Here is a 24,875-nt window from a genome sequence, read left to right as displayed (position 1 = left end):
GAAAATTTAACTCAACCACACCTCAAATACTAAAGACATGAAAAAGATCATCATATTAGCAGCAGCCATATCGGGAAGCATTGTTTTAGCCCAAGAAAAGAAATCCGATACGGTAAAGACCAAATCGATAGAAGGAATTACTCTTACCAAACAGGTATTCAAAAAGCAGAGTGACCGCTTTGTATATGATGTGGCAGCTTCTCCTGTTGCCAAAGGGAATACTACTTTCGACCTTCTGAAGCAGACGCCTCTTTTATCTTCTACGGATGATAAAACATTGAAGATCGCCGGTAAAAATAACGCGCTGATCTACATCAACGGAAGAAAAACCAATATGGATGCTGAATCCCTGGTTCAGTTCCTGAAAAATACGCCCGCAGAAAACATTCAGAAAATTGAAGTGATTACCGTTCCGGGAAGTGAATACCAGGTGGAATCATCAGACGGAATCATCAATATTGTTCTGAAGAAAAAAATGAGCGACGGCACCAACGGAAATATGAGGATGTCCAATACCCAGAATAAATTCAATAACAGCCAGGCAAGCTTCTCTGTAAATTACAGAAAGGACAAACTGGGAATCAGTGCCAATCTGAACGGTGGAGAAAATATCCAGCCTCAAAGCTACATTTTAAGGAATGGAACAGATCTGCTGAAAAATGAATCTGTTGGGAATATTGATGATCCGAATAAAAATCTTGGCGGCTATTTAAATATCGATTATCAGCTGAATGAAAAGAACAATTTAGCCTTATCATGGAACTCATGGGCTAACAAAAGCTATGATTCTACGATTGATTTATTTAATACATTGACACAGCCTGATGATCATGGAAATATAATAACCAGCTACACCAGAACAAAAAACAAAGAAAATTCCCGAAATTATAATAATTCGGTTAACCTTAACTATGAATTAAAAATTGACTCTCTTGGAAGTAAATTAAATGTAAATGCAGCTTATCTTATTTATAAAAGATTTCAGCTGTCCAATAACAATACCATGCTTCCCGGTAAAAATAACTGGGCTGATTTTTCAAGAACCGGTAAAACCATCGTTCAGGATATCCCACAGATCATCAACAACTTCTCAGGAACTGTTGATTATATTCAGAAGTTTAAAAATGACTTTACCTTTTCCGCGGGAGGAAATTTTAATAAAACAAAAACCGACAACAACACTAAAAATTTAACCTATGATTATGTTTACGACAGTAACGGAGATCTGGAAAAAGTAACGACAACTCCTGAACTCAATCATTTTATTTATGTTGAAAATATTTACGGACTTTATTTAACTTTTGAGAAGAAATTCTCTGATAAATTTTCCGGAAAAATAGGTGCTAGATATGAAATCACCAACAGCCTGGGAACGGCAGACAGCCCTTACCATCAGGTAGAATCACAAAGACATCAGGTTATTGAAAGAAATTATAATAATTTTTTACCTTATTTAAGCTTCAATTATGCGATCAATGATAAAAACAATATATCGTATGCCTTCTCCAGCAGAATGAGAAGACCAAGTTTCTGGGAGCTGAATCCGGTAAGAAATTATATCACGGAATATAATTATACGCAAAACAATCCGTTTGTAAAAGCTTCATCCACTTACAATCAGGAACTGACCTACATGTATAAAAATTCTTATTTCCTGATTCTTAATCATTCTTACTTTAAAGACCAGATCACACAGGTTCCTTTACAGGGGTACACCAAATCTGTTGACGGGAAAATAAGTGACCAGAGCGTACTTCGATACATCAGAACCAATTTTGGGGATAAGCAGGAGATGTCTGCCATGGTTGGCGTTCAGAAGACCTTCTTTAAACAATATCTAACTCTGAACTTCAACGCAGGAATTCAGCATAATATCAATAACGGTTCTCTGGCCGGAGATCCAACAACCGGTGAAACATTTGTAGATAAAGAAGGAAAGCCGCTGGTATATACCAATACTGTAAAGTCAACAAGTTTAATTGTTACGAGTAATAATACGCTCCGTTTAGATAAAAAGAAGACCTGGTTTCTGGGTGTGAATTATTTCTTTGTGGATAAGCAGCAGATTGAACTCGGAATGCTGAAAAATCTGATGAGCCTGGATCTGAGCATCAAGAAAAACTGGAACGACTGGACCTTTGCTGTGAACCTTAATGATGTTTTAAGAACCAATATTATAGAAATTGAAGATTACCAGCCTAACGGAAACTACAATTACATCAGAAACGACCAGTACAAAAGAGGGGTAACGGTAAGTCTTACCTATAACTTCGGAAACCAGAAGGTAAAAAAAGTAAGAGACATTGAAGGGGCATCGGATGCCATCAAGAGCAGAACAAGATAAGAGTTATCTTTCTTCATATTTAATTATTTTGTGGTGTGACCGCCGGAAAGGCCGGCGGTTTTTTTAAGGATTCATAATCAACTCAATTATATTTTTTACAGACTGAACTCCAGCGGGCTTCGCCCGCTGGAGTTTTTATAAAACAGAAACAAATATCAAAGTCTTTTTTATCTTTATCCATATGAAAAAGAATTTCAAAGTTACTCTCCTTTGTTTATTAGCATTTTTTCTCTGGACCGGATGTAAAGAGAAAAAGGTTACGCTTGGCAAAGGTGCAGATTTCAATAAAGAGCAGAATATTCACTACGGAGATGATCCGGAAAAGATCATGGACCTTTATATTCCTGAAAAGAAATCTACAAAAGAAAGAGAGGTGTTCATCATTATTCACGGTGGGGGCTGGCGTGCCGGAGATAAGTCTCAGCTTACTTTTTTTACTCTTTCCCTGATGCAGAAGTTTCCGGATCATATTTTTGTGAATATGAATTACAGACTTGCTTCACAAGAGCGATATGCCCTACCCAATCAAATTTCTGATATTAAAGATGTTGCGGTATTTTTAGAGAAAAAGCTCAGGTACAATCCTAAGCTTATTCTTCTCGGGAATAGTGCCGGCGGGCATTTATCGATGCTGTACGCCTACCAGACGGATATCCAGAAAAAAGTGAAAGCGGTGATTAATATTGTTGGTCCGACAGCCCTTTCGGATCCAGGGTTTAAAAAGTATCAGGAATATTCATTTGTAGAAAGAAGACTTGTTGATCCAAGGGTTCCAAAATCGGGAATCTCCCGCATAGCTTATGCCAGCCCTGTTCATTGGATTGATTCTGCCTCTGCACCTACATTGTCATACTACGGAAATACAGACCATGTTGTTCCTTTGAGCCAAAAGAGGATTTTGGATTCTGTGTTAAGTAAACATCATGTAAGACATGAATCCTATGAATTTAACGGCGGACATCTGGATTGGGATAAAGCGCCTAATAATGTATTCCTGATTAATGCCATTGATCAATTTTTGAAACAGCCGGAGAAAAAATAAACGTTCTGAGGTTTCAGAACGTTTATTTATTTTTATTTTTAACGGCCGCAAAGGAGTTCAAACTTTTTAGTGATCTCAGCATTCCACTTTATTCAGATTTTACAATTTCTGTTCTGTCAGAAACACCGTTGGCATTAAAAGCTTCAATCTGGAAATAATAGGCATCTGTTCTGTCGGCACCCGTAAAGAAATATTCATTTTTTCCGTATACCATGATGCTTCCGTATAATTTATCCGGAGATTTCCCCCAATAGATCACGTAGCCATCTGCATCAGGGTTCTGCTGCCATTTCATCCAGATGCTTCTTCTTTCCCCATATTTTTTAGGATCTGCTCTTAGCGGAACAAATCCGTCTACCTTCTTCGGTCTTTCACCTGCTCCTTTTCCGAATACCCTGAAACCACTCAGAGCAAACTTTCCGGTCGGCATTTTCAGATTTTCCATTTTAAGGAATCTTGCTTTTGCAGGTTTTTCCAGTTCAATGTAATCATGAGGGACATCTTTCGTATTTTTACTTTTATCCACAATTACATTCCATTTCTTACCGTCATTGGACCCGTAGATTTTGTATTGGTGCATTTTTCCTAAGGTTTTACCCATAAACTCTACATCCTGGTCGGCATAGTTGATCTGAATCGCATTAATGGTAGAAACCTCACCCAAATCGGTCTGGAACCATTCTCCTGAATTTCCGGTTTTTGCGCTCCAGTAGGTTTTAATGTCTTCATCTACGGCAAAATTCGGTTGGTATCCTCCCAAAACTGATGAAACCTGAACGGGTTTATTGTAATTCAGCAGCATCCATCCTGCAAAAAGTCCTTTTGTAAAGTCTTTGCCCTGGGCATATTGCGGAAGATAGGTTGGATAATCTCCGTAGGCTGTATTGGTATACATCACATCATCTTTATCAAAACCTGCAGGCCAGATTCCCAGTCTTCGTTCAAAATTATTTTTAGTGGAAATAAAGATGGTTGAAACATGCCACCAGTTTTTATAATTGTCTTCAAAAGTGGCGCCATGTCCGGCTCCTCTTGCAAAACCTCCGGGTTTATAGGAAAACGGATTGTGCTGCTGGTACTCAAATCCTTCCAACGGATTTTTGCTGACGTAAACTCCATCGGAATATCCACTGAATTCTGTAGCCGGAGCACCGTACTGCATATAGTATTTTCCGTTATGCTTTGTCATCCAGGCACCTTCCACGAAAGGCTGCAAGAAAACGTTATCATTATATTCCCCGAATCTTTCCCAGCCATGGTCTTCAGGTTTTAATTTAATGATTGGCTTTACGAAACCTTCGGACTGAAGGTTTTTTACCTTTACTTCTGTTCCCAGTAAAGGCCATTCATTGCTGGATCCCCAGTACAGATAAAGCTTATTTTTATCTTCATCATAATGAAATGCGGGATCCCATGCTCCTACTTTTAAAGTATCCACTGCTATTTTCCAGTCATCTTTGGTAGGATTTGTACTTTTCCAGATGGGGAAATCCTGTTCCCAGGTGGAGCCGTACACATAAAGGGTATCTTTCATGGCCCAAACTGCCGGTGCGTTAAGGTCGTGAGTGTATTTGTTATCTCTGAGGAATTTCCTTTTGACAAATTTCCAGTCCAGCATATCATCACTGTACCAGTATCCTTCCTGGTTGGTGGAGAAAAGGAATAATTTATTTTTAAAATTAACGATCACCGGATCGGCTGTTGCCCTGTGTTTTCCCTGTTTTGAAAAGACTTCAAAAGGAGTATATCCATAATCGATATTGATTGGATTACAGAAGGTCTTCTGCTGCCCTCCCACAAAAATTCCGAGAAGAATTGCTAATGATAAAAAATATTGTCTCATTTTTAGATTTTAAACATTCAGGACAAAGTTAATTAACTTTTTTTGGTTTCCCATTCTAAAACTTACTTAGGCAGAATCTGTTCCATAAAAAACTTCCGGACTGAAACCAGCCCGGAAGTGTATTGTTTGTTGAAATTCATTATTTTTTTGGAAGGAAAACCTCAGCCAGCATACATCTGGCACTTCCTCCTCCGTTTACTTCAATGGTATTCAGATCTGAATAAATAATTTCACAGTACTTTTCTATGGCAGCGACCTGATCTGTGTTTAAAGACTGATAAGCTGTCTGGCTCATAACCAGAAACTTTTCTCCATCCTTATTCTGAACCTGAAGCATATTTCCTGCAAACTGCTGCATCTGATCTTCAGAAATTTCGATGATCTCTTTTCCTGAATTTTTGATGGTTTCAATTACTTTTTCTCTTTCCAGTTCATCATCAATACAGTCAAGGCAGATGACCACAAATTTGTCAGCTACACACATCATTACGTTGGTGTGGTAAATAGGAAGCCTTTCTGAACCTACAGTCTGATAAGAATGGAAAACAACCGGAGAGAATCCGTATTTTGAACAGAACTCCCTAAACAGCTTTTCATCAAGCCTTAAAGAAACTGAGCCGTAAGCGATTTTATTATCATGATCAAAGATCATACTTCCTGTTCCTTCCAGAAAATGCCCTTGTGTTTCTGAAAACGACCAGTCATCGATTTCTGCTACTTCAAAACCCTGGTTTTCGATACTTTCAATAATATCTTCTCTTCGTTCTACTCTTCTATTGGAAGCGAACATCGGGTATAAAACCACTTTCCCGTCTTTATGGAAGCTTACCCAGTTATTCGGGAAAATAGAATCTGGTGTATGAGGATCCAGTGTATCTTTAATGGTGATTACATTAATTCCTTTTCCTCTCAGTTTGCCGACAAAAGTATTGAATTCTGCCAAAGCCTTTGATTGAATATCAGAACCTGTCTGTTCTACCTGAAAATAATTGTTTTTTGCAGTTTCTGCATTGTAACCGAAAGCAATCGGTTCTATCATTAATACGGTATCTGTTGTTTGCATTTTTTATTCTTGTTTACTAAAAATATTTAAAATAATTGAAAATTCATCCGGGTGTTCAAAGAATCTTCTGATAAAGGTCTTTCCATTTCCATCTGTTATTTCAACGGTATAATCTTCCCTGCAGATAAACTCTGTCAGAAATTTATAGAACCCCGGAGATAAAGAAGTATTGTTTCCTAAGTAATCTTCCTTCTTTACCGATTCGTCTGATCTCATTTTATTATAAAAAATCTCCATTTCGTTCGAAAGAACATCAAAAAAATCAAGTTGATCTGAAGCACGGCGGCTGACTTCTTTTGAAAATAAAACAGAAGGTGAAAAAATTGCATTTTCTGCCATCCGGCTTTCCAATCTCTTATAAGGTATACCTCCACCGCATCCCCGCATTCTGATTATCTCATTTTTAATCTTCCTTTTATTTCTGATTAATTTTCCATCAATCAGATCATAATATTTTTTTAATGGATATTTACTTTTTAATCTCCCATTAGCCTGCGTAGTTCTTATTTCCCAGAGAACATATCTTTCATCATCTGCTGTATAATAGATATATTTATTCTTTACATGATCCGGAATAAAAAGCTCTTCGTTGTATAGCAAGTCATTATGCTTTACTACTTTGCTTTCTATTTTACCCCGAAAGTAAGTTTCGATGTAGATGGAATCCTGACTCTTGGTAATGCTGTCTCTCTCTTTATTGCGTATAAAATGATAGCCATTCAGTCTATTGGGAGACACATAATAAGAAGAATCTATTTCAAAGCCTCCTTCACGAGGCATTTTTCTTACAATTGTTCCATTTTGATAAGATCTGTAATACCCTCCTTCATAAAGATTTTCATTAAAGCTCATTAATGAATCTTTTGAATTGAAAACAAAACGTTTCTTATAAAACTCATTCTTCCCGGTTTTTATATCCAGAAAATTCCTTTCATAATTAATATTTTTCGGATGATTGAGATCTGGCCGGTAATTTTTTAAAATATCTATTCCGTATCCATTTTTGTATTCCCTTTCTATCGATTGTATCATTCCGTTATCCGAATATGAAACTCTATACTCTGTATTTTTAGAAAGTATACGGGATAACCTATTCTGCTTGTCATAAATGAGCCAGGAGGTTCCGGTAGTATTTGAGGTAATGATTTCATTTTTATCGGCCAGTATCTCAATTCTGTTGATGGCTTCTCCGTTTTTCTTTAAAACAGCAGTCTTAATATTATACTGTCTGTATGCTTTAAGATCTCCGGAATAGATCTTCTTCCAGTCAAAAAGCTGTGCATCAACTTTCATAACCGAGAGAAAAATCATCAATATTGAAAATAACCTAACCAAAGTGCATTACTCTCTTACTAATGGCATGGTAGAACATCTCAGCAATCCGCCCATTTTAGAAATTTCTCTGTAAGGAATTTCTTCTACGGTCATTCCCCATTCATTTCTCAGATGGTTGTTCATTCTTGTGAATGCTTTGTCTGAAACCACTACTTCCGGAGAAATGGAGAAAATATTCGGAAACATTTCAAACATTTCTTCGTCGTTAAGATGGAAACAGTTTTCTTCTCCGAAAATATCTATGATTAAACGGTAATCACTTTCATCCACAAACCCGTTCTTGTAGATCAGGCATTTGTCTTCTCCAACAGGATTGAATGTACAATCCAGGTGAAGGATTCCTTCAAACGGAATTTTATCGTTTTTCTTCAGTTCAAGATCAATGATTCTTTTCTTCGGAAAATATTCTTTTAAAATTTCAATGGCGTATTCGTTGGTTCTCGCTGTTTTATAATTTCTGTAATCTTCGCTGAAGCAAGTACCAATAAAAAGGAAATCATTCCAAACGATCACATCACCTCCTTCAATATGGGCTGTTTCCGGAAGGTTGATAATTTTTCTCCAGGCTACTTTTTCAAAAACATTTTTATAGGCTTCCTGTTCGTCTGCTCTGTCTGCAATCACATTGGAAATGATCATTTTGTCATCAATCACGAAAGCCACATCTCTTGAAAAGACCTGATTGTAATCTTTGATGATACTTGGACGGAGCACTTCTACATCATACTTCTTCAGCACTGCTTCAAAAGCATTCATTTCATTGATAATATCCTCTTCTTTAGGATAAATGTTGTGTTCAATGGAGTAATATGACTTGGCATCATAGCTCTCCGCAAGGGTGGGAACTGCTCCCATTGAATTAGGCTGGCCCAGCACTACTGACTTCAGCCTTCCCGTTTCGTTTTTAATATTTAGTCTCATAAAGATTTATGCAATACTACAAATATAAGTAAAGGTCTCTATCTGGAAAACTTTTGAATTGCTTAATCCTTATAATTTTATCCAATATTCCGATTACTCTAAAGAAGGTTTTATTTACAGTTATTTTATCCGCAGAATACACTATATACAGAAATTACCACCATGCAATTCTCACTTACAATTTGGGTTTACGCGCTTATCCCTAAAGTGTGCGCACTTACTTGATATAACTAGCTTTACTTCCCGGTTACAACTACATTAGCAGTATTAATTTTAAATCTTATTATTATGAAAAAGACCCTTACTCTTTTTTTAACTGTTTTATTAACAGTAGTATCAGTAACCAGTTTGTCTGCACAAAATTCGTTTAGTGTTAAATATGTTGGAGAGGCAGGCATTAACACTTTTCCGCCTAACTCTATAAAAGTAGAAGCAGATTATGATCGTCACAACTACATTATTAACCCTCCTAACAGTTCTTCCCAGACAACTCATGTTGTTGCAAGCAAACATATTGCTAACGGGGCAACGGCAGCTTACCTTATCGCTCCAACTCCCCATCCGACTACAGCTCAGATGTTTGATCTGTATCATTTAAAAGTGACATGGAATTCCCTTCAGAATGGGTTTCCCATTTCAAGGGTGTTTACCTTCAATGATGCACAGATATTATCTGCCAATAATGGTAATGAAATAGATTTAACAATAGTAGGGGCCAGAATACGTCTGAAAGCAATTCATTCAGACCTCCATGTTACCTATCAGATCACTCTCCTAACCTATTAAGCAGACTGATTAGTATTTAAAGATAAATTCAATAATACTTACAGTTTGGGTTAATATGTTTATAACTGAATGCCAGTCAATTATATAACCTATTTTATTTCCCAATTACAACCACATTAGCAATATCAAAATTTTATAACCTTAAATTTTATTTATTATGAAAAAAACTCTTACTGTTTTTTTAACCGGCTTATTAACATTGGTATCAATAACCGGTTTATTCGCCCAAAATTCTTTTAGTGTCAAATACGTTGGAGAGGCAGGCGGAATCAACCCTACGCCAATATCTATAAAAGTAGAAGCAGATTATGATCGTCATAATCACATTATTACCCCTCCTAACAGTTCTACTCAGACAACCCCTGTTCTTGAAAGCAAGCATATTGCCAACGGGGGAACGGTTGCTTATCTTTCTGCTCCGAGCCCGAGCCCGAATACAGGCCAAACCTTTGAGCTCTTTCATTTAAAGGTAATATGGAATGATGGTACAGGCCCTTTTTCATTTGTGGCTCCCTTCACTAATGCACACATATTAGCTGCCAATAGCGGGACTGAAACAGAGGTAATCTCAGGAGGTAGAAAATTTCGTCTAAAAGCAATCTACTCAGGTACCCATGTTCTTTATCAGATCACCCTTAAACAATTTTAAGCGGGCTGACTATTATTATCATTCCTATACTAATCAATATTCATTACGAAAAATAAACTCTGTTTTTGCAAACAGGGTTTATTTTTTAATATTTTCAATGAAAAACCGCCCTACTAATCTATCTACAACTGACTATTTTTCATCTACATACAGATTGAAAAAAATGACAACACCTTAATTTAAATTCATAAATTAGTGATATAATTCTAAAAAAGAGTTATCATTTTAAAACTTAATTATTAACATCAAAAGAACAAAATCATGAACAAGAAAAATCCGGTGCTGAAAAACGCACAGAAATTAGGAAGAGAGCAACAGAAATCCGTTATGGGAGGAGCCATTCCACCAGGAAACAGAAGATGCTGTGAATGGGATGATGTCACAGGAAAATGCTATATCTGGACTTGCGACAGATGTATGTGTCCATAAGATATCAAAAAACCTGCTTTTTCAAGCAGGTTTTATTTTTATCTGGCTCTGCTTTCATCTTCAACTCTTGGAATTTCTTGACTCTTATATTTTGAACTTCCAAAATTATAGCTCACAGACAACAAGAAACGGCTGCTATCCCACCAATGGGTTAAACGGTTATCCATGATTTGTTTATGCCGGAACTCCAAATGTTGTTCATAAGAATCAAAAATATTATTGTAACCAATCTTAGTATTCAATGTATTATCGAACCATGCCTTTTGTATAGACAAATCAACCGTATATCGCGGTTTTATGATGTAGAGACTATTCCCGGTCCTCGATTCATAATTGGCAAACAAATTAACCGTATACCCTTTGGGAAGAGTGAAAACCTGATTCAACCTGATTTCATAATTGTAAATGTTTAATGCAAAGACATTCTCAAGATAAGGCCTGAATTCGTAATTATAATATCCTGCAATTTGTCCTGTCATATTCCACCAACGGGTCACTTTTACCGGCAAACTTGTTTCCAGCACTGCAAAATCTCTGTAAGGAAGATTAGTTCCTAAATATTCCAACACATTGGTTGTTGGATTATAAAGCGGATAGCGGGTCATCACATCCTTTTCTCTACCCACCGTAAGATTCGTTATCCAATTCTTATAACGATAGGCAGCCTTAATCTGGCTGGTAAATGAGGGCTGCAAATATGGATTTCCGATCCAGTAATTCAGAGGGCTGTAATAAAATCTGAATGGATTCAACTGTGAAAAAATGGGTCTTGTTATCTTCCTGCTGTAGGAAAGGGAAAGTTCACTGGATTTATTGAAATTATAATTCAGACTTAAGGATGGCAGCCATTCAAGATAGTTTCTTGAAACGATGGAATCACTGATGACCGCATTGGAAATACTCTCCGTATTTTCAAATCTGATACCGGCATTCATCGAAAGCTTTCCAAATTTTTGTCTGTACGCCAAATAACCTGCTATTATTTTCTCCTTGTAAGAAAAAATATTGCTTCTTTCAGGATCGAATCTGAATTGGTTATTTACTGATAAAGTATCATACCTGTTGTTATTGTTTGTATTGGAATAGCTATACTTAAACCCTGCCTCTACATCTGCATTTCCAATTTTCTGCGAAATATCAACCTGCCCCGTGTACATATCAATCTTATTGAACAAATCCGATTTCCAGTAGGATAAAAGTGTTGATGAAGCCTTATCCCTATTAAGGAAATCATCCTTCTGCCTGTTCTTCACAGAAAGATAGTTCCCAAGAAAATTCATTTTGAATCCCTTATGCTGAAAGGAATAATCAAGTGTCATCCCATAATTATCCTGTGAATAGTCCATAGGGTTTTCACTTTCCGTATTAAAGACCTGATAGGTTTCACTTTTATCCATTGTATACAAGGAACCGCGGCGGACACGATCATTCTTCCGGAAATTTCCCCTTAGATTTATCCCTACTCTATTTTCATCATTGAGTTTGATATCTGCTCCTGTTTGTACCGCATACACACTTCCTTCGTCCTCATGATAGGTATCTGTTCTCATGATGTTCGTATTGGCCAGATATTGAAGTGCGTTATATCGATAGGTGGATATCCCATTATTATAGCCTAGCTGAAGATGATAGGTCACTTTATCTGCATTATAGGAAAGGTTTAATGAATTCTCCTTATAATTGAACTTATTGACGTATATATTCCCATTATAATTTCCTCTCCATCCGAGGTTTATATTCTTTTTCAACCTGATATCAATGATGCCTTTAAATTCCGCATCATATTTTGCAGAAGGGTTGGTATTCACTTCAATGAGTTCCACCATTTCGGGTGATAAGCTTCTTAGATAAGATTGTAATTCCTGATTGGTCATTACAACAGGTTTTCCATCCACAAAAATTGCGGGAGCAACCCTGCCACCTATGAATATTCCACCTTCCTGATCCACCGTAACTCCAGGAGTTTTCTTCAATACATCAAGAAGGTTAAGGGAAGTCTTGAATTCTTTATTCCCGGATATGGGCACTATCCTGTTTCCCTCACTCAATCTGGTATTACGTGATGAAGGCTGGATGACCACTTCTGAAATATGGTTTGTTTTTGTAGGATTAAGAGAATCCTGTGATCTTCTTTGAGGGGTTTGCGCCTTACAGAAAAGTGACAGAAATAAGGTAAGCAAAAGAAACCGTAATTTGATTAACATAAATTCTAAATTTTATGAAATCAAAAGTAGGTGGCCCCGTTAAATTTGAGGTTTTGAAGTTGAAATTCAGCAGTACGAAATTATAAATTTGAACTCTGAAGTTCTGACTCCACAGGCATTTGCGACTGCTTATATAGCATGGGAGTAGTATTTTTTATTTTTTTGAAAGTAGAGAAAAATGTTGACTTGGAATTGAATCCCACCTCATATCCAATCTCCTCTATCTTGAGATAAGACCCGTTTTCTATCTTTTCACAAGCCTCATTGATTCGATATTCATTGATATAGATTGAAAAGCTTTTACCCAAATTGTCATTCAATAATTGAGAGAGCTGGTGAGCGGACATATTCATTTCCATGGCCAGATCACCCAATTTCAAGTTAGGGTTTTTATACAATTCCCCTGAACTCATCAATCTTTCCAACCTGGAAGTAAAACTGTCTGCCAGCTCTCCTGATATCTTTTTATTGGAATATTTATTAATTTCCTTTACAGGTTCGTGATTGTATTTCTTATTGAAGAGGATCAAAAAGTTCGCATAGAACACGAACGAAAATACAAGACTTCCTCCTGCACAGTAAATTTGAACCCAGCCAGTGGAAATCAACTGATAGGCTAAGAAGATGATCACATTACTGATGAGTACAGGAAAAACGAATTTACCGGAGCTTTTTGCATTTCCTTTTGAGAAAACATAGAACTGATATGCAGCAAGGAAAACGAAGATAAACCAAACTGTATAAATAAAGGTTCCGAAATAATGATCCCAGGTAATGGGAAAGGCTAAATACAACAACCCTACGATCCCTAAAACAAGAGTCATTATACCAAAAGAAGTGCTGCATTTCCTGAAATCAAATGTTTGTTGATAGGAAGATCTGACATAATAATACAAAGCCGGACCTGTAAAGAACAAGGCGGCCAATCCTAAATGGGGAATGATTCTAGGCCAGTCCGGATAAAAATAAATACAAACAGAAATCCCAACCCTTATACTCAGCATCAAAAGCAGAAGGCCAAGGAAAAAATCCGGGATGTATTTCAGTTTTTTGACAAACAACAGATAAATGCCCAGCAAAAGCCCATTGAAAGCTCCTACTGCACTGAAGAAAAATAGCATCTGCTGTCCAAAGGTCATTATCAATTAGTTTTTTTATTATAATATCACAAAAAAGAGCACCTAATTCTGATCATTTCGTTTTCATCGAAACTCATATTCAGTGAGAGTAAATTTAATAAATTATTGAATTCAATTTCATTGACATACAAATTTTCTATGAAAGAATTCCGTATATATCATTTTAGACCGATAGAAACGGTTATCCACAATAGACCAGAGAGTTTAAAAATATTGGCTTGATAAGTATGAGTGGAAACGGGAAAAACGGTCTGGCATGAACACAAAAAATCCCAAGGTTTACTTGGGATTTTGTATAATAGAAACAAATATTATCTGTTTGAAATATCTACATAGTTTCTTTGTTGAGCACCTTGGTAAACCTGTCTTGGTCTTCCGATTGGGTCTCCTTTTAATCTCATTTCTTTCCATTGAGAGATCCATCCAGGAAGTCTTCCTAATGCAAACATTACAGTAAACATTTCTGTAGGAATTCCTAATGCTCTGTAGATAATTCCTGAATAGAAATCTACGTTTGGATATAGTTTTCTTTCTACGAAGTACTCATCTTCAAGAGCTACTTTTTCTAACTGCATTGCAATATCAAGAGCTTTATCCTGAATTCCTAATGCGTTAAGGATATCGTCAGCAGCTTTTTTAATAATTTTCGCTCTTGGGTCAAAGTTTTTGTAAACTCTGTGTCCGAAGCCCATCAAACGGAAGCTATCATTCTTATCTTTTGCTTTTGCTACCCATTTGTTAACATCTCCACCATCTTTTTCGATAAGCTCAAGCATTTCGATTACAGCCTGGTTTGCCCCACCGTGAAGTGGTCCCCAAAGTGCAGAAACCCCTGCAGAGATAGATGCAAAAAGACCTGTATGAGCAGAACCTACCATTCTTACTGTAGAAGTAGAACAGTTTTGTTCGTGATCTGCGTGAAGGATTAATAATTTATCAAGAGCTCCAGCTACAACCGGATCGATTTCGAATTCTTCGTTAGGTAATCTGAAAGCCATTTTGTAGAAGTTCTCTACGTAGTTAAGGCTGTTATCTCCATGGTTAAGCGGTAAACCTAAAGTTTTTCTGTAAGTCCACGCACAAAGGTGAGAGAATTTAGCGATCATCAGCTCAGCAGCGTGATCCATTTCTTCTTTAGAGTTTACGTTAACGGCTTTCGGGTTGAATGCAGTTAAAGCGGAAGTTAAAGAAGATAAAACTCCCATAGGGTGAGCAGAACGAGGGAAAGCATCGATGATTTTTTTCATCTCCTCTGCTACGAAGTTATATTTTTTGATGTTGTTTTCGAAAGAAGTAAACTGACCAGCAGTTGGTAATTCACCGTGTAATAAAAGGTACATTACTTCTGTGAAGTTAGATTTTTCAGCAATCTGTTCGATTGGATAACCTCTGTAGAATAATTCTCCTTTATCTCCATCAAGGTAAGTGATGTCGCTAATTGTAGCTCCTGTATTTTTGTACCCTAAATCCAGAGTAATCAAACCTGTCTGGTCTCTTAATTTTGAAATATCAATCCCTCTGTCCCCGATAGTGCTATCCACGATGGGATATTCATATGAATTACCTGCGTAATTCAATATTACTTTGTTGTCTGACATTATTTATTTTTTTTTAAATATACTACTTTCCATAAAATACGGCAAACAAAAATTATCGCTTGCCGTTATTTATAAATTCAATTATCTTTTTATTTTAAATGCTTCTAAACCTGGGAAAATTGCAGTATCGCCCAATGCTTCTTCAATTCTTAAAAGCTGGTTGTATTTCGCCATTCTGTCTGATCTTGAAGCTGAACCTGTTTTGATTTGTCCGCAATTCATAGCTACTGCAAGATCTGCAATGGTAGCGTCTTCAGTTTCTCCTGACCTGTGAGACATTACGGAAGTGAATTTGTTATTCTGAGCCATTTGCACGGCAGCCATTGTTTCAGAAAGAGAACCAATCTGGTTTACTTTTACAAGGATTGAATTCGCAATACCTTCTTTTACTCCTCTTGACAATCTTTCAACATTGGTTACGAATAAATCGTCTCCTACAAGCTGTACTCTGTCTCCTATTTTATCCGTAAGCATTTTCCATCCTTCCCAGTCATTTTCCTGCATACCGTCTTCAATAGAAATAATTGGGTATTTAGCAGCCAATTCGGCAAGGTAAGAAACCTGCTCGCTGCTTGAGAACTGAGCAGCATCCGCAGTCTGGAATTTTCTGTAATCATAAATTCCGTCTTTGTAGAATTCTGAAGCAGCACAGTCTAATGCCAGCATAATATCGTCACCAGGCTTATATCCTGCTTTTTCGATAGCCTGAAGCAGTGTATCCAAAGCATCTTCAGTTCCTTTGAAAGTAGGAGCAAAACCTCCTTCGTCACCTACCGCGGTAGACAGCCCTCTTGAATGAAGAATCGATTTCAGGTTGTGGAAAATTTCAGTTCCTTTTCTCAATGCATGAGAGAAAGAATCTGCTTTTACCGGCATGATCATAAATTCCTGGAATGCGATAGGCGCATCTGAGTGCGAACCACCGTTGATAACATTCATCATAGGAACCGGAAGTGTATTGGCGTTTACTCCTCCTACATATTTATATAAAGGCATTCCCAGTTCAGCAGCTGCAGCTCTTGCAACCGCTAAAGAAACTCCTAAAATTGCATTCGCACCTAGATTTCCTTTATTGGCAGTTCCGTCAAGATCAATCATGATCTTATCGATAAAATTCTGCTCAAAAACAGGCTGCCCGATAAGGTTTTCTGCAATTACCTCTCTTACATTTTCAACTGCTTTCAGAACTCCTTTTCCCATGTATTCCGAACCTCCGTCACGTAATTCTACGGCTTCGTGTTCACCGGTAGAAGCTCCTGAAGGAACTGCTGCGCGCCCCATGGCACCGCTTTCCGTAAATACATCTACTTCAATGGTAGGATTACCTCTGGAATCCAGAATTTGTCTCGCTTCTATGAAAGAAATTGCACTCATTTTTTATTTTTTATAGTTCCTACAAATTTAATCATTTTTTGAATTTTTCGAGGTACTCAGAAAGTATTTTATCGATCATATCCAAGTTAAATTTTAGTTAATTTTAATATTATGTTAATCAAACAGTTCAAAAGAATAAAAACGCTCTAATATTGCGGAATATTGGAGCGTTTACAGGTTTAAATAAATAGGTTGTGGTTTCATCTGTTCCTGAAGCTTTCCGGAAAGTTTTTCAGCTCTGCGATGTCAAGCTCCAAAAGGGTATCTCCGTTATCCAGAATGGCTCCTATGGTAAATGCTCCGTAAGAAGGAATCTTATATTCCACTTCTTTTTTCCCGTAACCTTCAAGATGGATGATGGATCTGGCGAAAGAGTTGTGCAGGAACAGATAAACGTCACTGGTTAATTCTCCTTCATCGGCAGAAACTTTAATAGTCAGGTTGAGAAATCCCGGTATAATGTATGAATCATAATCTACACTAAGTGTCTTCCCGTTAACATTGTTCTTCCCACCAAATCGTCCTTTCTGCGGATCGTTGGCATGAGTAATCGGTGGAAGCTGGGAAAGTAACATTTTACTTTGTTCTCCCGTACTGATACCGCTTTTAAGGACGCTGGCCTGTGATGCCATCTGAAGCTGAAGAGGCTCGCTTACTTTGTAATTATTTTCGGCAATTACTGATTCTTTCTTCAGATCTTTGATTTCTTTATTCTGCTCATTAATCGTAGTTTCTGCCTGCTTGATATACTCCTTAGAAATTACCCGGGACATCAGAAGATCAATAAATCTCATTCCGGCACATGCGGCAAGAAGGCAATAGGCCGTCCAGATCAGATAATCGGAAGCTAAAGAATTTTCTTCAGAAGTGCTTTTAGATTGGTCCTGCTTTGCTGTTATGGGTTCTTTAATCTGAGGTTTAGACTGCAGAGAATCCGATTTTGACATTACATGAGCGGCCGGTTTTGCTTTAATACCGACTGGCGATTTCTGTTCCGATTGTGAAGCCTTATCATGAAGCCGAATTCCATCCAGAAGCTTACTTTCTGCAAATTTGAGAAACAAAGGAACGAGAATAGTGGCTGCAATTCCAAAAAGGATGCACACACCTTTTGATCTCAGTTTGACTGTTGATTCGTTTCCTGTCTGTTTATTAGCGTCGGAATAATAATTGACGACACCTCCTAAAATGCCTGTAAACAGCATTATCAATGTGATATACGATAAATCCATGGTTTTTATTTTTTTAAATTAATTCAGGAAGGGAGTTTCCATGCCTTAGTTGGTTTACTCAAATTTCCTTCTAAAAAGATTCCATGTCAATTACACAAAAGGGTGATTCTAAAAACAAAACAGCATCACTTCAATGAAATGATGCTTTTATTATAGTTTTAATGATGATATTGAATTCCGGAAAATATTAGCAGCCTGGAGGGCATAAACCATTTCTGTCAAACCACTCCTCTATGTCCCAGCTATTATTGGGTTTTATATTGATGACATAGGTAAGCTGCTGGAAATATTTTAATTCATATTCATCTCCCATATCAAAAAGAGTGACCAATGCAGGCAATAGAATGATCTGAGCATCATTCATAAAAAGATCTTTAGGGAGAAAAATTTTTCTTGTATTCTTTTCTTTCAATCCCTGAGTTGCTTTAGAAATAAAATGATCTAATATCACGGAACTATTTTTTTCGAAATCATTCTTATAGATATTATACTCGTCGTTCTGTATTTCCCTTGGAGCTTCTACATTGAATAAATTATATCTTATTTCCGACTCTCTATCCAAACTCACTAAGAGTTCCAACTCTCCTTTGATTTCAGATATTTCTACAATAAGTTCTTTGCATTCTTCCTGTGACTGAATAAACTTAAGGCATTCCTGAGATAGGGAAAAATGTTTATTGAGTTTTTCATTCCGGGCTAAATCTGATTCTAAAAATCCATTTCTCATTTTTGTCATCAGCTCTGTGCTTATTTTATGATTATTCAAATCATTCAATACAGCTTGTGTTTCCATGTTATTTGTTTTTAGGTTTTATATTTAAATATATAATAAAATTTTGAAAATCAGATGGGTTCCTGATTCAGAGGTGACCATCTGGCACTCTCCTTCCTGTTCCTGCATTCTGCGTTTCATATTCCGGAGGCCGTTTCCTTCAGCATGTTCTTCAGGGACTCCTTTTCCATTATCTTTAATGTTCATCAGGAAAACGTTTTTCTCCTGAAAAAAAGAAATTTTCAAGGTATCTGCCTGACTGTGTTTGTATGCGTTATTCACCGCTTCTTTGAGGCATAGGAACAGGTTTCGTCTCAATTCCGTAGAAATCGGGGTTTCAGTGATGACGTCTATACTTTCTGTCCAAAGTTTTATTTTGGTTCTTTTCAGAAAGCCATCAGCATATTGCACGGCATAGTCTATAAAGTTTCCCAGCGTATCGTTCCCTGAGTTCAGGCTCCACAGCATTTCCCGCATGGAAAGATTCATTTCTTCTGAGGTTTTCAAAAGCTCATTAATATCATTCTGAAGATCTTCATCCTCTGCTTTTTGTTTGAGGAATTCCGCCTGAAGTTTCAATGCTGAGATTCCCGCTCCGAGATCGTCATGCATGTCATGGGAGATTCGTTCCCGTTCTTTTTCTATGGATTTTTGTTTTTCTAGTTCTTTTTGGAGGAGCTGGTTTTCGTATTCAGCCTGTTGAAGTTGTTTTTCTTTGAGATTTAATAATTGACGTCTATTATAAGTTACAATCACAAAAACGATGAAACTCACCAACAATAATGATACTACTATTGTGACAATATATGTAGTTTTAATAGGATTATCAAAATACAACATTTCTTTTATTTTTATTATACTTTAACAATAAGTAAAAAAACAAACAATAAGTAATAATGTTTATAACACCAAAGAAATTTCTTACTCCGTCCATAAATAGCTTATCTGTATTCTGAAAATAGAACCTTGGAACTATTCTTAATAAAAAAATTACACACCATAAAAGCATCGCAGTACCATACCAAAAAAATGGAAGATCTTGAATTTTTTTATCCGAGCTTGAACTGCTTTCAATTATTTTATAAAATCCAAACAGACATACAAAAATGGTGTAAAAACAACTTATCAGCCCCCAGGAATCTTCGTAATTTTTTTTTGACCAGTTCGCTATATTTAAAAATAGAAAAACTAAACATAGGACAGTTAACACTAGTATTTTTCTCTCCTTGGAAAATTGCAGCACAAAATATAAATAGGTAAAAAGTATAGTAGTTAAATCAGAAAAAAAATAAATTCCCGTGATATCAGTTTTAAAAAATTTTGCAAAAAGTAAAACGCTGAAATCTATTAAAAATATCAACGTTAAATAAATATAAAGATAATCATTATTGATACCCTTAATCTTTTGTGCCAGTGAAAATACCACACAGCAAAAAAAAATAAAAAAGTATATATAAAGTATCATGATTAAGGATATAATGATCCTCGGTTACCATAAATTGTCTTTCCTGATGCATCTTTATATTCACTTGTAAGACTTATTCTACCACTATCAAGACATGGGTAAATCTTTAATGTACCATAAACATCATTTATATCAGCTAAAACATCTCTTACAAGAATCGTTGTAGGTTGGCTAGGTGATAATCCTAATTCATTTGCATACTTGGTTTCAAATTTCCCATTCAAATCTAATAACTTCTCACTGTCTGCAGGTTGTAAATCTTTATTAACAATTATATACTGATGATCACCACTTTTCAACACAAAATTTTCTCCTTTAGGCTCACTGGTAAATTTAAACATCAGATTTCTTTGCCCCGTTTTATCCAAAATAAAATAAATATCAAGAAATTTTTTAGATGTATTATATTTGTTCACCACTTCATTAAATGAAGCGCTATTGATCTCAAAGACCTTTGTCTGTAAATTAGATCCATTAAAAATCTTATCATAGTCATTTCTAAGTGAATTATGTCCATCTTCATCTAATGCTCCGAACGTACCACCACGTGGAGTATATTTAGTATTATTTTTTGTCTGAGATGCTGAATCTTTTGGTATAGATACAGTATCATTTAATTGAGAAGCATTTTCTTTGCTCTCTGATGATGTTTTGTTACAAGATAATATCAACACCGAAGTGAAAAATAATATCAATAAATTTTTTACTTTCATAATCTTTTAGTTTTTAAATTGGTTAAATTTATTAATGGCTTCTACTTTATTGCTGACATGCAGCTTCCTGTAGATGTTTCCTACGTGTTTTTTTACGGTGTCTGTGCTGATGCATTTTTTATCAGCAATCTCTTTATACAAAAGTCCCTGTGAAAGAAGTTCCAGCACTTCTTTTTCTCTTGCAGTAAGCTCTTCAAAATCTTTTATCTCGGGACGTTTTCTCTCAAAATGGCTGAGTACTTTGCGGGCAATGGAAAAACTCATGGGGGCACCACCGTTATAGACATCCCGGATTGAGGAAAGGATCTTGTCCATGCTTTCTCCTTTAATCAGGTAGCCCATTGCACCAGCTTTAAGGGAATTGAAGATCTTTTCATCATCTTCAAAACTGGTACACATGATAAACTGGGTATTCGGCATATCCTTTTTCAGTTTCTCAATAATTTCGATGCCGAGCATATCCTGAAGCTGGATATCCATCATCACGACATCCGGGGAAATATCGGAGAGATTTTTCAGGGCTTCGCTTCCATCGAAAAACTGGGCGACAACTTTCATATCATCCTGGTAATTGATGACCTTCTTCAACGCATTGTTGTAGTTTTTTTCGTCTTCTACTATGGCTATGGAAATGCTCATTGTTTTTTTGTTTAAGACAAATTTCTGAAGAAAACAGAGCGGAATCAATTACACTTTTGTGTAATTTTAAGGCTTGAATTCATGGCTGTTGGTTTACTTTTTGTTTCTATTAAATTTAATCAATTTTTGATTACCATTCTAAAACAATTTATACCCAACCCATTAAAAAAAATAAAATATCATGAAAAAAGGGCTTTTAATAGCAGTTTCAGCAGCTGTATTATCATTAGTTGGCTGTAAAAAAAGTGAAAGCGGAAACAAGAGCATCATCAAAACCGACAGCTCTGAAACAGTAATCACTGACAACAACGGGAAAATTGATTCGATAACGCAGAGTTCTTCTACAACTGAAGTAAACGGTCAGAAAACAGAAAAAACAGATTTCGTTTATAAAGCAACAGACGGAACACTGGTAAAAGTTGTATTCAAGAATGATCCTAAGGAAAATACGGTGGCCATTACCAGCAATAAGAAAACATTCACCCTTCCTAAAACAGAAACCAAGGATGGTGAAACCGTCTATAAAAAAGACGATATGACAGCCAGGGTAAAAGGAGACAGCCTTCACCTTGAACAAGGCAATAATGTGATCGAACTGAAGAGAACCAAGATATAGAAACAGCAAAGTCCCTCAATGAAAATTGGGGGACTTTTATTTATGGTGTATGTAAGTTATATTTTCTTCAACAGATCACTGTTGATCCAGCCGTATACAGGTTCTTCTCCGTTTACCGGTTTCAGTAAAACATAGACATAGAACCAGCCCAGCTTGCTTTTGATAAATTCTACCTGAGTTCCTTTTTTAAGCTTCATGATTGAATCAAACTCAGTTCCGGCTCCTTTTCTTATATTAACCTGATCTGCCGTCACCTGATAAATGTCCGCAGTGTCATCCTCTCTTCCTAACAATTTTGCCCTAAAGCTTTCCATTGGAAATACAGGTCCGGGATCATTTTTCCTGAAAGGCGCAATATCATCATGTCCCAGAATATCTTTAATGTTATAAGTCTCCATCAGTAGTTTGCAAACCCGGAAACAGGAATCGATCTGCTTCTCTGTAAAATTATGCCAATAGGAATCATTCTCTTCATGCTTATGTTTTTCTCTGACCACAAATTCTTTTGGATATTCCTTTCCAAACCATGCATAGAATCTGTCATTCACATTGGTAAGCCTTCCGGGATTATCCAGTTCTATTCCTATAGAGAAATCGTTAAATCCTGAGCGGTCTGCCCATCGGCTTTTTCCGGCGTGCCATGCTTTTCTGTTAAAGTCTACCATTTGGGTAATCTTCCCTTCCCTGTCTATGACAAGATGAGCAGAAGCTTTAGCTGCAGGATCTTTGAACCAGCTTACGGAACTCTCTGCACTTCTTCCGGCAGTAAAATGAATAATGATATATTCCGGAACAATATTTCCTTCCTTATTGGGAGTATCTGTAAAACTGATGCTCTCTCCTGAAACTGTTTTTGATAATTTGTCTTTTAAAACTTTCATGATCGGTATTTTTAGAAACTCAAATTTCTTTTATTTTAAAATATCAGTCAATTACACTTTAGGGGTATTCTTCCTCCTCAAATAATTACGAGATAAAAATCAAAGTCAGCCGATTTTTTATTAGCCACGAGGTTAAACAAGGATAAATAATGATGAACGTTTTTAACAAAATTTTCGTTTATCTTATTTATTTCAGGTTTGCTAGAGATATATTTATGCTTTTTAGTCAACCTTTTTAGAGTGGGACAAACCAACAAAAAAAACCATCCGATCACGGATGGTTTTTCATTGATATCTGAATGAATATTATTCTTCAGTTTTTTCTTCAGTAGTATCAGCTTTAGCTTCTTCTACTTTCTCTTCTACTGCAGGAGCATCAGCTACTACAGCTTCTGCTTTTTTAGGTGCAGCAGTTGATCTTCTGCTTCTTCTTGTAGCTTTTTTCTCTTCAGCATTAGGGTTGTAAAGCTCGTTGAAATCTACCAATTCGATAAGAGCCATATCAGCAGCATCACCTGGTCTGAAACCTGTCTTAATGATTCTTGTATAACCACCGTTTCTTTCAGCGATTTTAGGAGCTACAGTTCTGAATAATTCAGCAACCGCAAATTTATTTTGAAGGTAAGAGAATACTACTCTTCTGTTGTGTGTAGTATCTTCTTTTGCTTTTGTTAATAGAGGCTCAACATATACTCTTAAAGCTTTAGCTTTAGCTACAGTAGTGTTGATTCTTTTATGCTCAATTAGAGAACAAGCCATATTAGAAAGTAAAGCACTTCTGTGAGAAGCTGTTCTTCCTAAGTGATTGAATTTTTTACCGTGTCTCATTATTAATTATTTATCAGCGTCTAACTTATATTTTGCAACGTCGAAACCGAAGTTAAGACCTTTTGAATGCACTAATTCTTCTAGTTCTGTCAAAGATTTTTTACCAAAATTTCTGAATTTCATCAAATCAGACTTACTGTAAGAAACCAGTTCTCCAAGAGTTTCTACTTCAGCTGCTTTCAGACAGTTAAGGGCTCTTACGGAAAGATCCATATCTGCTAATTTAGACTTAAGAAGTTGTCTTGTATGAAGCGTTTCTTCATCGTATTGGATAGACGCTTTTACGGCTTCAGTTTCAAGCGTGATTCTCTCATCAGAGAACAGCATGAAGTGATAAATTAATATCTTAGAAGCTTCAGTTAAAGCATTCTGAGGGCTGATAGACCCGTCAGTTTCTATATCTAATACAAGTTTTTCGTAGTCTGTTTTTTGCTCTACACGATAATTTTCAATGCTGTATTGTACTTTCTTAATCGGCGTGAAAATAGAATCAATAGCAATAGTACCTACTGGTGCATTGTTTGATTTATTTTGTTCAGAAGGAACATACCCTCTACCTTTTTCAATATTGAAAGTAATTTCGAAAGTTACATCAGTATTTAGGTTGCAGATCACAAGATCCGGGTTCAGCACCTCAAATCCGTTGATAGACTTTCCTAAATCCCCAGCAGTAATAACCGTTTGACCTGAAACTTTAGCAACCACCTGCTCGTTAGCCTGGCCTTCTGCTGAAGCTTTTAATCTAACCTGCTTAAGGTTAAGAATAATTTCAGTAACGTCTTCGATTACTCCTGGAATAGTTGAAAATTCGTGCTCTACACCTTCTATTTTGATAGATGAAATAGCGTATCCTTCCAGAGAAGAAAGCAACACTCTTCTCAAAGCATTACCGATTGTAAGCCCGAAACCTGGTTCTAAAGGTCTGAATTCAAATTGACCTTTAAATTCATCAGAGTTAAGTAAAATTACTTTATCGGGTTTTATGAATTGTAAAATTGCCAT

At 36.4% G+C, this 24,875-nt stretch carries 22 protein-coding genes; 6 read left to right on the top strand and 16 right to left on the bottom strand.

Annotated features, from left to right (window positions below; translation table 11 throughout):
- The first annotated feature begins 37 nt into the window (after positions 1–37).
- Positions 38–2,344, top strand: coding sequence for an outer membrane beta-barrel family protein (locus FW768_RS17780; protein ID WP_153397693.1), 2,307 nt, complete (start codon positions 38–40; stop codon positions 2,342–2,344).
- Between the two features lie 181 nt (positions 2,345–2,525).
- Entirely contained in the window at positions 2,526–3,386 is an 861-nt protein-coding gene (locus tag FW768_RS17775) for an alpha/beta hydrolase (RefSeq protein ID WP_153397691.1), read from the top strand.
- An 88-nt stretch (positions 3,387–3,474) separates the two neighbouring features.
- Here the strand turns inward: FW768_RS17775 and FW768_RS17770 are convergent, their stop codons facing one another.
- The 4 genes from FW768_RS17770 to FW768_RS17755 form a co-directional block, all read right to left on the bottom strand.
- Positions 3,475–5,229, bottom strand: a complete 1,755-nt coding sequence (locus tag FW768_RS17770; RefSeq protein WP_153397689.1) for a discoidin domain-containing protein — start codon at positions 5,227–5,229, stop codon at positions 3,475–3,477.
- A gap of 139 nt (positions 5,230–5,368) precedes the next feature.
- Entirely contained in the window at positions 5,369–6,292 is a 924-nt protein-coding gene (gene ctlX, locus FW768_RS17765) for a citrulline utilization hydrolase CtlX (protein WP_153397687.1), read from the bottom strand.
- Between the two features lie 3 nt (positions 6,293–6,295).
- Complete coding sequence (locus FW768_RS17760; RefSeq protein WP_185152002.1) at positions 6,296–7,585, bottom strand: hypothetical protein; 1,290 nt, start codon at positions 7,583–7,585, stop codon at positions 6,296–6,298.
- 48 nt (positions 7,586–7,633) lie between these two features.
- Positions 7,634–8,548, bottom strand: coding sequence for a dimethylarginine dimethylaminohydrolase family protein (locus FW768_RS17755; RefSeq protein WP_153397684.1), 915 nt, complete (start codon positions 8,546–8,548; stop codon positions 7,634–7,636).
- A 288-nt stretch (positions 8,549–8,836) separates the two neighbouring features.
- Between FW768_RS17755 and FW768_RS17750 the strand changes: the two genes are divergently transcribed.
- From FW768_RS17750 to FW768_RS17740, 3 genes are all read left to right on the top strand, one after another.
- Positions 8,837–9,334, top strand: coding sequence for a hypothetical protein (locus FW768_RS17750; RefSeq protein ID WP_153397682.1), 498 nt, complete (start codon positions 8,837–8,839; stop codon positions 9,332–9,334).
- Positions 9,335–9,491: 157 nt separating this feature from the next.
- Positions 9,492–9,983 (top strand): hypothetical protein, encoded by a 492-nt coding sequence (locus FW768_RS17745; RefSeq protein WP_153397681.1) that lies wholly within the window; start codon positions 9,492–9,494, stop codon positions 9,981–9,983.
- Between the two features lie 261 nt (positions 9,984–10,244).
- Positions 10,245–10,412, top strand: coding sequence for a hypothetical protein (locus tag FW768_RS17740; RefSeq protein WP_153397679.1), 168 nt, complete (start codon positions 10,245–10,247; stop codon positions 10,410–10,412).
- 38 nt (positions 10,413–10,450) lie between these two features.
- On the opposite strand, the gene FW768_RS17735 is transcribed toward FW768_RS17740, so the two are convergent.
- The 9 genes from FW768_RS17735 to FW768_RS17695 all read right to left on the bottom strand — a co-directional run bounded on the left by FW768_RS17735 (position 10,451) and on the right by FW768_RS17695 (position 21,548).
- Positions 10,451–12,616: an outer membrane beta-barrel family protein gene (locus FW768_RS17735; RefSeq protein WP_153397676.1), complete on the bottom strand. Its 2,166-nt coding sequence runs from the start codon at positions 12,614–12,616 to the stop codon at positions 10,451–10,453.
- Positions 12,617–12,696: 80 nt separating this feature from the next.
- Positions 12,697–13,755, bottom strand: a complete 1,059-nt coding sequence (locus FW768_RS17730) for a helix-turn-helix domain-containing protein (protein ID WP_153397674.1) — start codon at positions 13,753–13,755, stop codon at positions 12,697–12,699.
- Between the two features lie 311 nt (positions 13,756–14,066).
- Entirely contained in the window at positions 14,067–15,353 is a 1,287-nt protein-coding gene (locus FW768_RS17725; protein ID WP_153397672.1) for a citrate synthase, read from the bottom strand.
- Between the two features lie 81 nt (positions 15,354–15,434).
- Positions 15,435–16,727: a phosphopyruvate hydratase gene (eno, locus tag FW768_RS17720; RefSeq protein ID WP_153397670.1), complete on the bottom strand. Its 1,293-nt coding sequence runs from the start codon at positions 16,725–16,727 to the stop codon at positions 15,435–15,437.
- 200 nt (positions 16,728–16,927) lie between these two features.
- Complete coding sequence (locus FW768_RS17715; protein WP_153397668.1) at positions 16,928–17,959, bottom strand: YEATS-associated helix-containing protein; 1,032 nt, start codon at positions 17,957–17,959, stop codon at positions 16,928–16,930.
- A 187-nt stretch (positions 17,960–18,146) separates the two neighbouring features.
- Positions 18,147–18,752 (bottom strand): hypothetical protein, encoded by a 606-nt coding sequence (locus FW768_RS17710; RefSeq protein ID WP_153397666.1) that lies wholly within the window; start codon positions 18,750–18,752, stop codon positions 18,147–18,149.
- Positions 18,753–18,776: 24 nt separating this feature from the next.
- Positions 18,777–19,571 carry a sensor histidine kinase gene (locus tag FW768_RS17705; RefSeq protein ID WP_185152001.1) on the bottom strand — a complete coding sequence of 265 codons (795 nt, stop codon included), beginning with the start codon at positions 19,569–19,571 and terminating at the stop codon, positions 18,777–18,779.
- Between the two features lie 627 nt (positions 19,572–20,198).
- Positions 20,199–20,909, bottom strand: a complete 711-nt coding sequence (locus tag FW768_RS17700; RefSeq protein ID WP_153397662.1) for a hypothetical protein — start codon at positions 20,907–20,909, stop codon at positions 20,199–20,201.
- Positions 20,910–20,915: 6 nt separating this feature from the next.
- Entirely contained in the window at positions 20,916–21,548 is a 633-nt protein-coding gene (locus FW768_RS17695; RefSeq protein ID WP_153397660.1) for a response regulator, read from the bottom strand.
- A 181-nt stretch (positions 21,549–21,729) separates the two neighbouring features.
- Here FW768_RS17695 and FW768_RS17690 point away from each other — a divergent pair, with 181 nt between their 5' ends.
- On the top strand, positions 21,730–22,164 hold the full coding sequence (locus FW768_RS17690; protein WP_153397658.1) for a hypothetical protein: 435 nt from the start codon (positions 21,730–21,732) through the stop codon (positions 22,162–22,164).
- Between the two features lie 56 nt (positions 22,165–22,220).
- Here FW768_RS17690 and FW768_RS17685 read toward each other — a convergent pair whose 3' ends face one another.
- The 3 genes from FW768_RS17685 to FW768_RS17675 all read right to left on the bottom strand — a co-directional run bounded on the left by FW768_RS17685 (position 22,221) and on the right by FW768_RS17675 (position 24,875).
- Complete coding sequence (locus tag FW768_RS17685; RefSeq protein WP_153397656.1) at positions 22,221–23,045, bottom strand: N-acetylmuramoyl-L-alanine amidase; 825 nt, start codon at positions 23,043–23,045, stop codon at positions 22,221–22,223.
- Positions 23,046–23,351: 306 nt separating this feature from the next.
- Complete coding sequence (gene rplQ, locus FW768_RS17680; RefSeq protein WP_068940268.1) at positions 23,352–23,873, bottom strand: 50S ribosomal protein L17; 522 nt, start codon at positions 23,871–23,873, stop codon at positions 23,352–23,354.
- 6 nt (positions 23,874–23,879) lie between these two features.
- Complete coding sequence (locus FW768_RS17675) at positions 23,880–24,875, bottom strand: DNA-directed RNA polymerase subunit alpha (RefSeq protein WP_045491108.1); 996 nt, start codon at positions 24,873–24,875, stop codon at positions 23,880–23,882.

Origin of the sequence: Chryseobacterium vaccae, assembly GCF_009602705.1 — a bacterium.
Taxonomy (GTDB): domain Bacteria; phylum Bacteroidota; class Bacteroidia; order Flavobacteriales; family Weeksellaceae; genus Chryseobacterium; species Chryseobacterium vaccae.
This window is presented reverse-complemented; position numbering and strand designations above follow the sequence as displayed.

Excerpts from the sequence above, each read along its gene's own strand:
- FW768_RS17780 (WP_153397693.1), top strand. The coding sequence starts at position 38 with ATGAAAAAGATCATCATATTAGCAGCAGCCATATCGGGAAGCATTGTT.
- FW768_RS17775 (WP_153397691.1), top strand. The coding sequence starts at position 2,526 with ATGAAAAAGAATTTCAAAGTTACTCTCCTTTGTTTATTAGCATTTTTT.
- FW768_RS17770 (WP_153397689.1), bottom strand. The coding sequence starts at position 5,229 with ATGAGACAATATTTTTTATCATTAGCAATTCTTCTCGGAATTTTTGTG.
- ctlX (WP_153397687.1), bottom strand. The coding sequence starts at position 6,292 with ATGCAAACAACAGATACCGTATTAATGATAGAACCGATTGCTTTCGGT.
- FW768_RS17760 (WP_185152002.1), bottom strand. The coding sequence starts at position 7,585 with ATGAAAGTTGATGCACAGCTTTTTGACTGGAAGAAGATCTATTCCGGA.
- FW768_RS17755 (WP_153397684.1), bottom strand. The coding sequence starts at position 8,548 with ATGAGACTAAATATTAAAAACGAAACGGGAAGGCTGAAGTCAGTAGTG.
- FW768_RS17750 (WP_153397682.1), top strand. The coding sequence starts at position 8,837 with ATGAAAAAGACCCTTACTCTTTTTTTAACTGTTTTATTAACAGTAGTA.
- FW768_RS17745 (WP_153397681.1), top strand. The coding sequence starts at position 9,492 with ATGAAAAAAACTCTTACTGTTTTTTTAACCGGCTTATTAACATTGGTA.
- FW768_RS17740 (WP_153397679.1), top strand. The coding sequence starts at position 10,245 with ATGAACAAGAAAAATCCGGTGCTGAAAAACGCACAGAAATTAGGAAGA.
- FW768_RS17735 (WP_153397676.1), bottom strand. The coding sequence starts at position 12,616 with ATGTTAATCAAATTACGGTTTCTTTTGCTTACCTTATTTCTGTCACTT.
- FW768_RS17730 (WP_153397674.1), bottom strand. The coding sequence starts at position 13,755 with ATGACCTTTGGACAGCAGATGCTATTTTTCTTCAGTGCAGTAGGAGCT.
- FW768_RS17725 (WP_153397672.1), bottom strand. The coding sequence starts at position 15,353 with ATGTCAGACAACAAAGTAATATTGAATTACGCAGGTAATTCATATGAA.
- eno (WP_153397670.1), bottom strand. The coding sequence starts at position 16,727 with ATGAGTGCAATTTCTTTCATAGAAGCGAGACAAATTCTGGATTCCAGA.
- FW768_RS17715 (WP_153397668.1), bottom strand. The coding sequence starts at position 17,959 with ATGGATTTATCGTATATCACATTGATAATGCTGTTTACAGGCATTTTA.
- FW768_RS17710 (WP_153397666.1), bottom strand. The coding sequence starts at position 18,752 with ATGGAAACACAAGCTGTATTGAATGATTTGAATAATCATAAAATAAGC.
- FW768_RS17705 (WP_185152001.1), bottom strand. The coding sequence starts at position 19,571 with ATGTTGTATTTTGATAATCCTATTAAAACTACATATATTGTCACAATA.
- FW768_RS17700 (WP_153397662.1), bottom strand. The coding sequence starts at position 20,909 with ATGAAAGTAAAAAATTTATTGATATTATTTTTCACTTCGGTGTTGATA.
- FW768_RS17695 (WP_153397660.1), bottom strand. The coding sequence starts at position 21,548 with ATGAGCATTTCCATAGCCATAGTAGAAGACGAAAAAAACTACAACAAT.
- FW768_RS17690 (WP_153397658.1), top strand. The coding sequence starts at position 21,730 with ATGAAAAAAGGGCTTTTAATAGCAGTTTCAGCAGCTGTATTATCATTA.
- FW768_RS17685 (WP_153397656.1), bottom strand. The coding sequence starts at position 23,045 with ATGAAAGTTTTAAAAGACAAATTATCAAAAACAGTTTCAGGAGAGAGC.
- rplQ (WP_068940268.1), bottom strand. The coding sequence starts at position 23,873 with ATGAGACACGGTAAAAAATTCAATCACTTAGGAAGAACAGCTTCTCAC.
- FW768_RS17675 (WP_045491108.1), bottom strand. The coding sequence starts at position 24,875 with ATGGCAATTTTACAATTCATAAAACCCGATAAAGTAATTTTACTTAAC.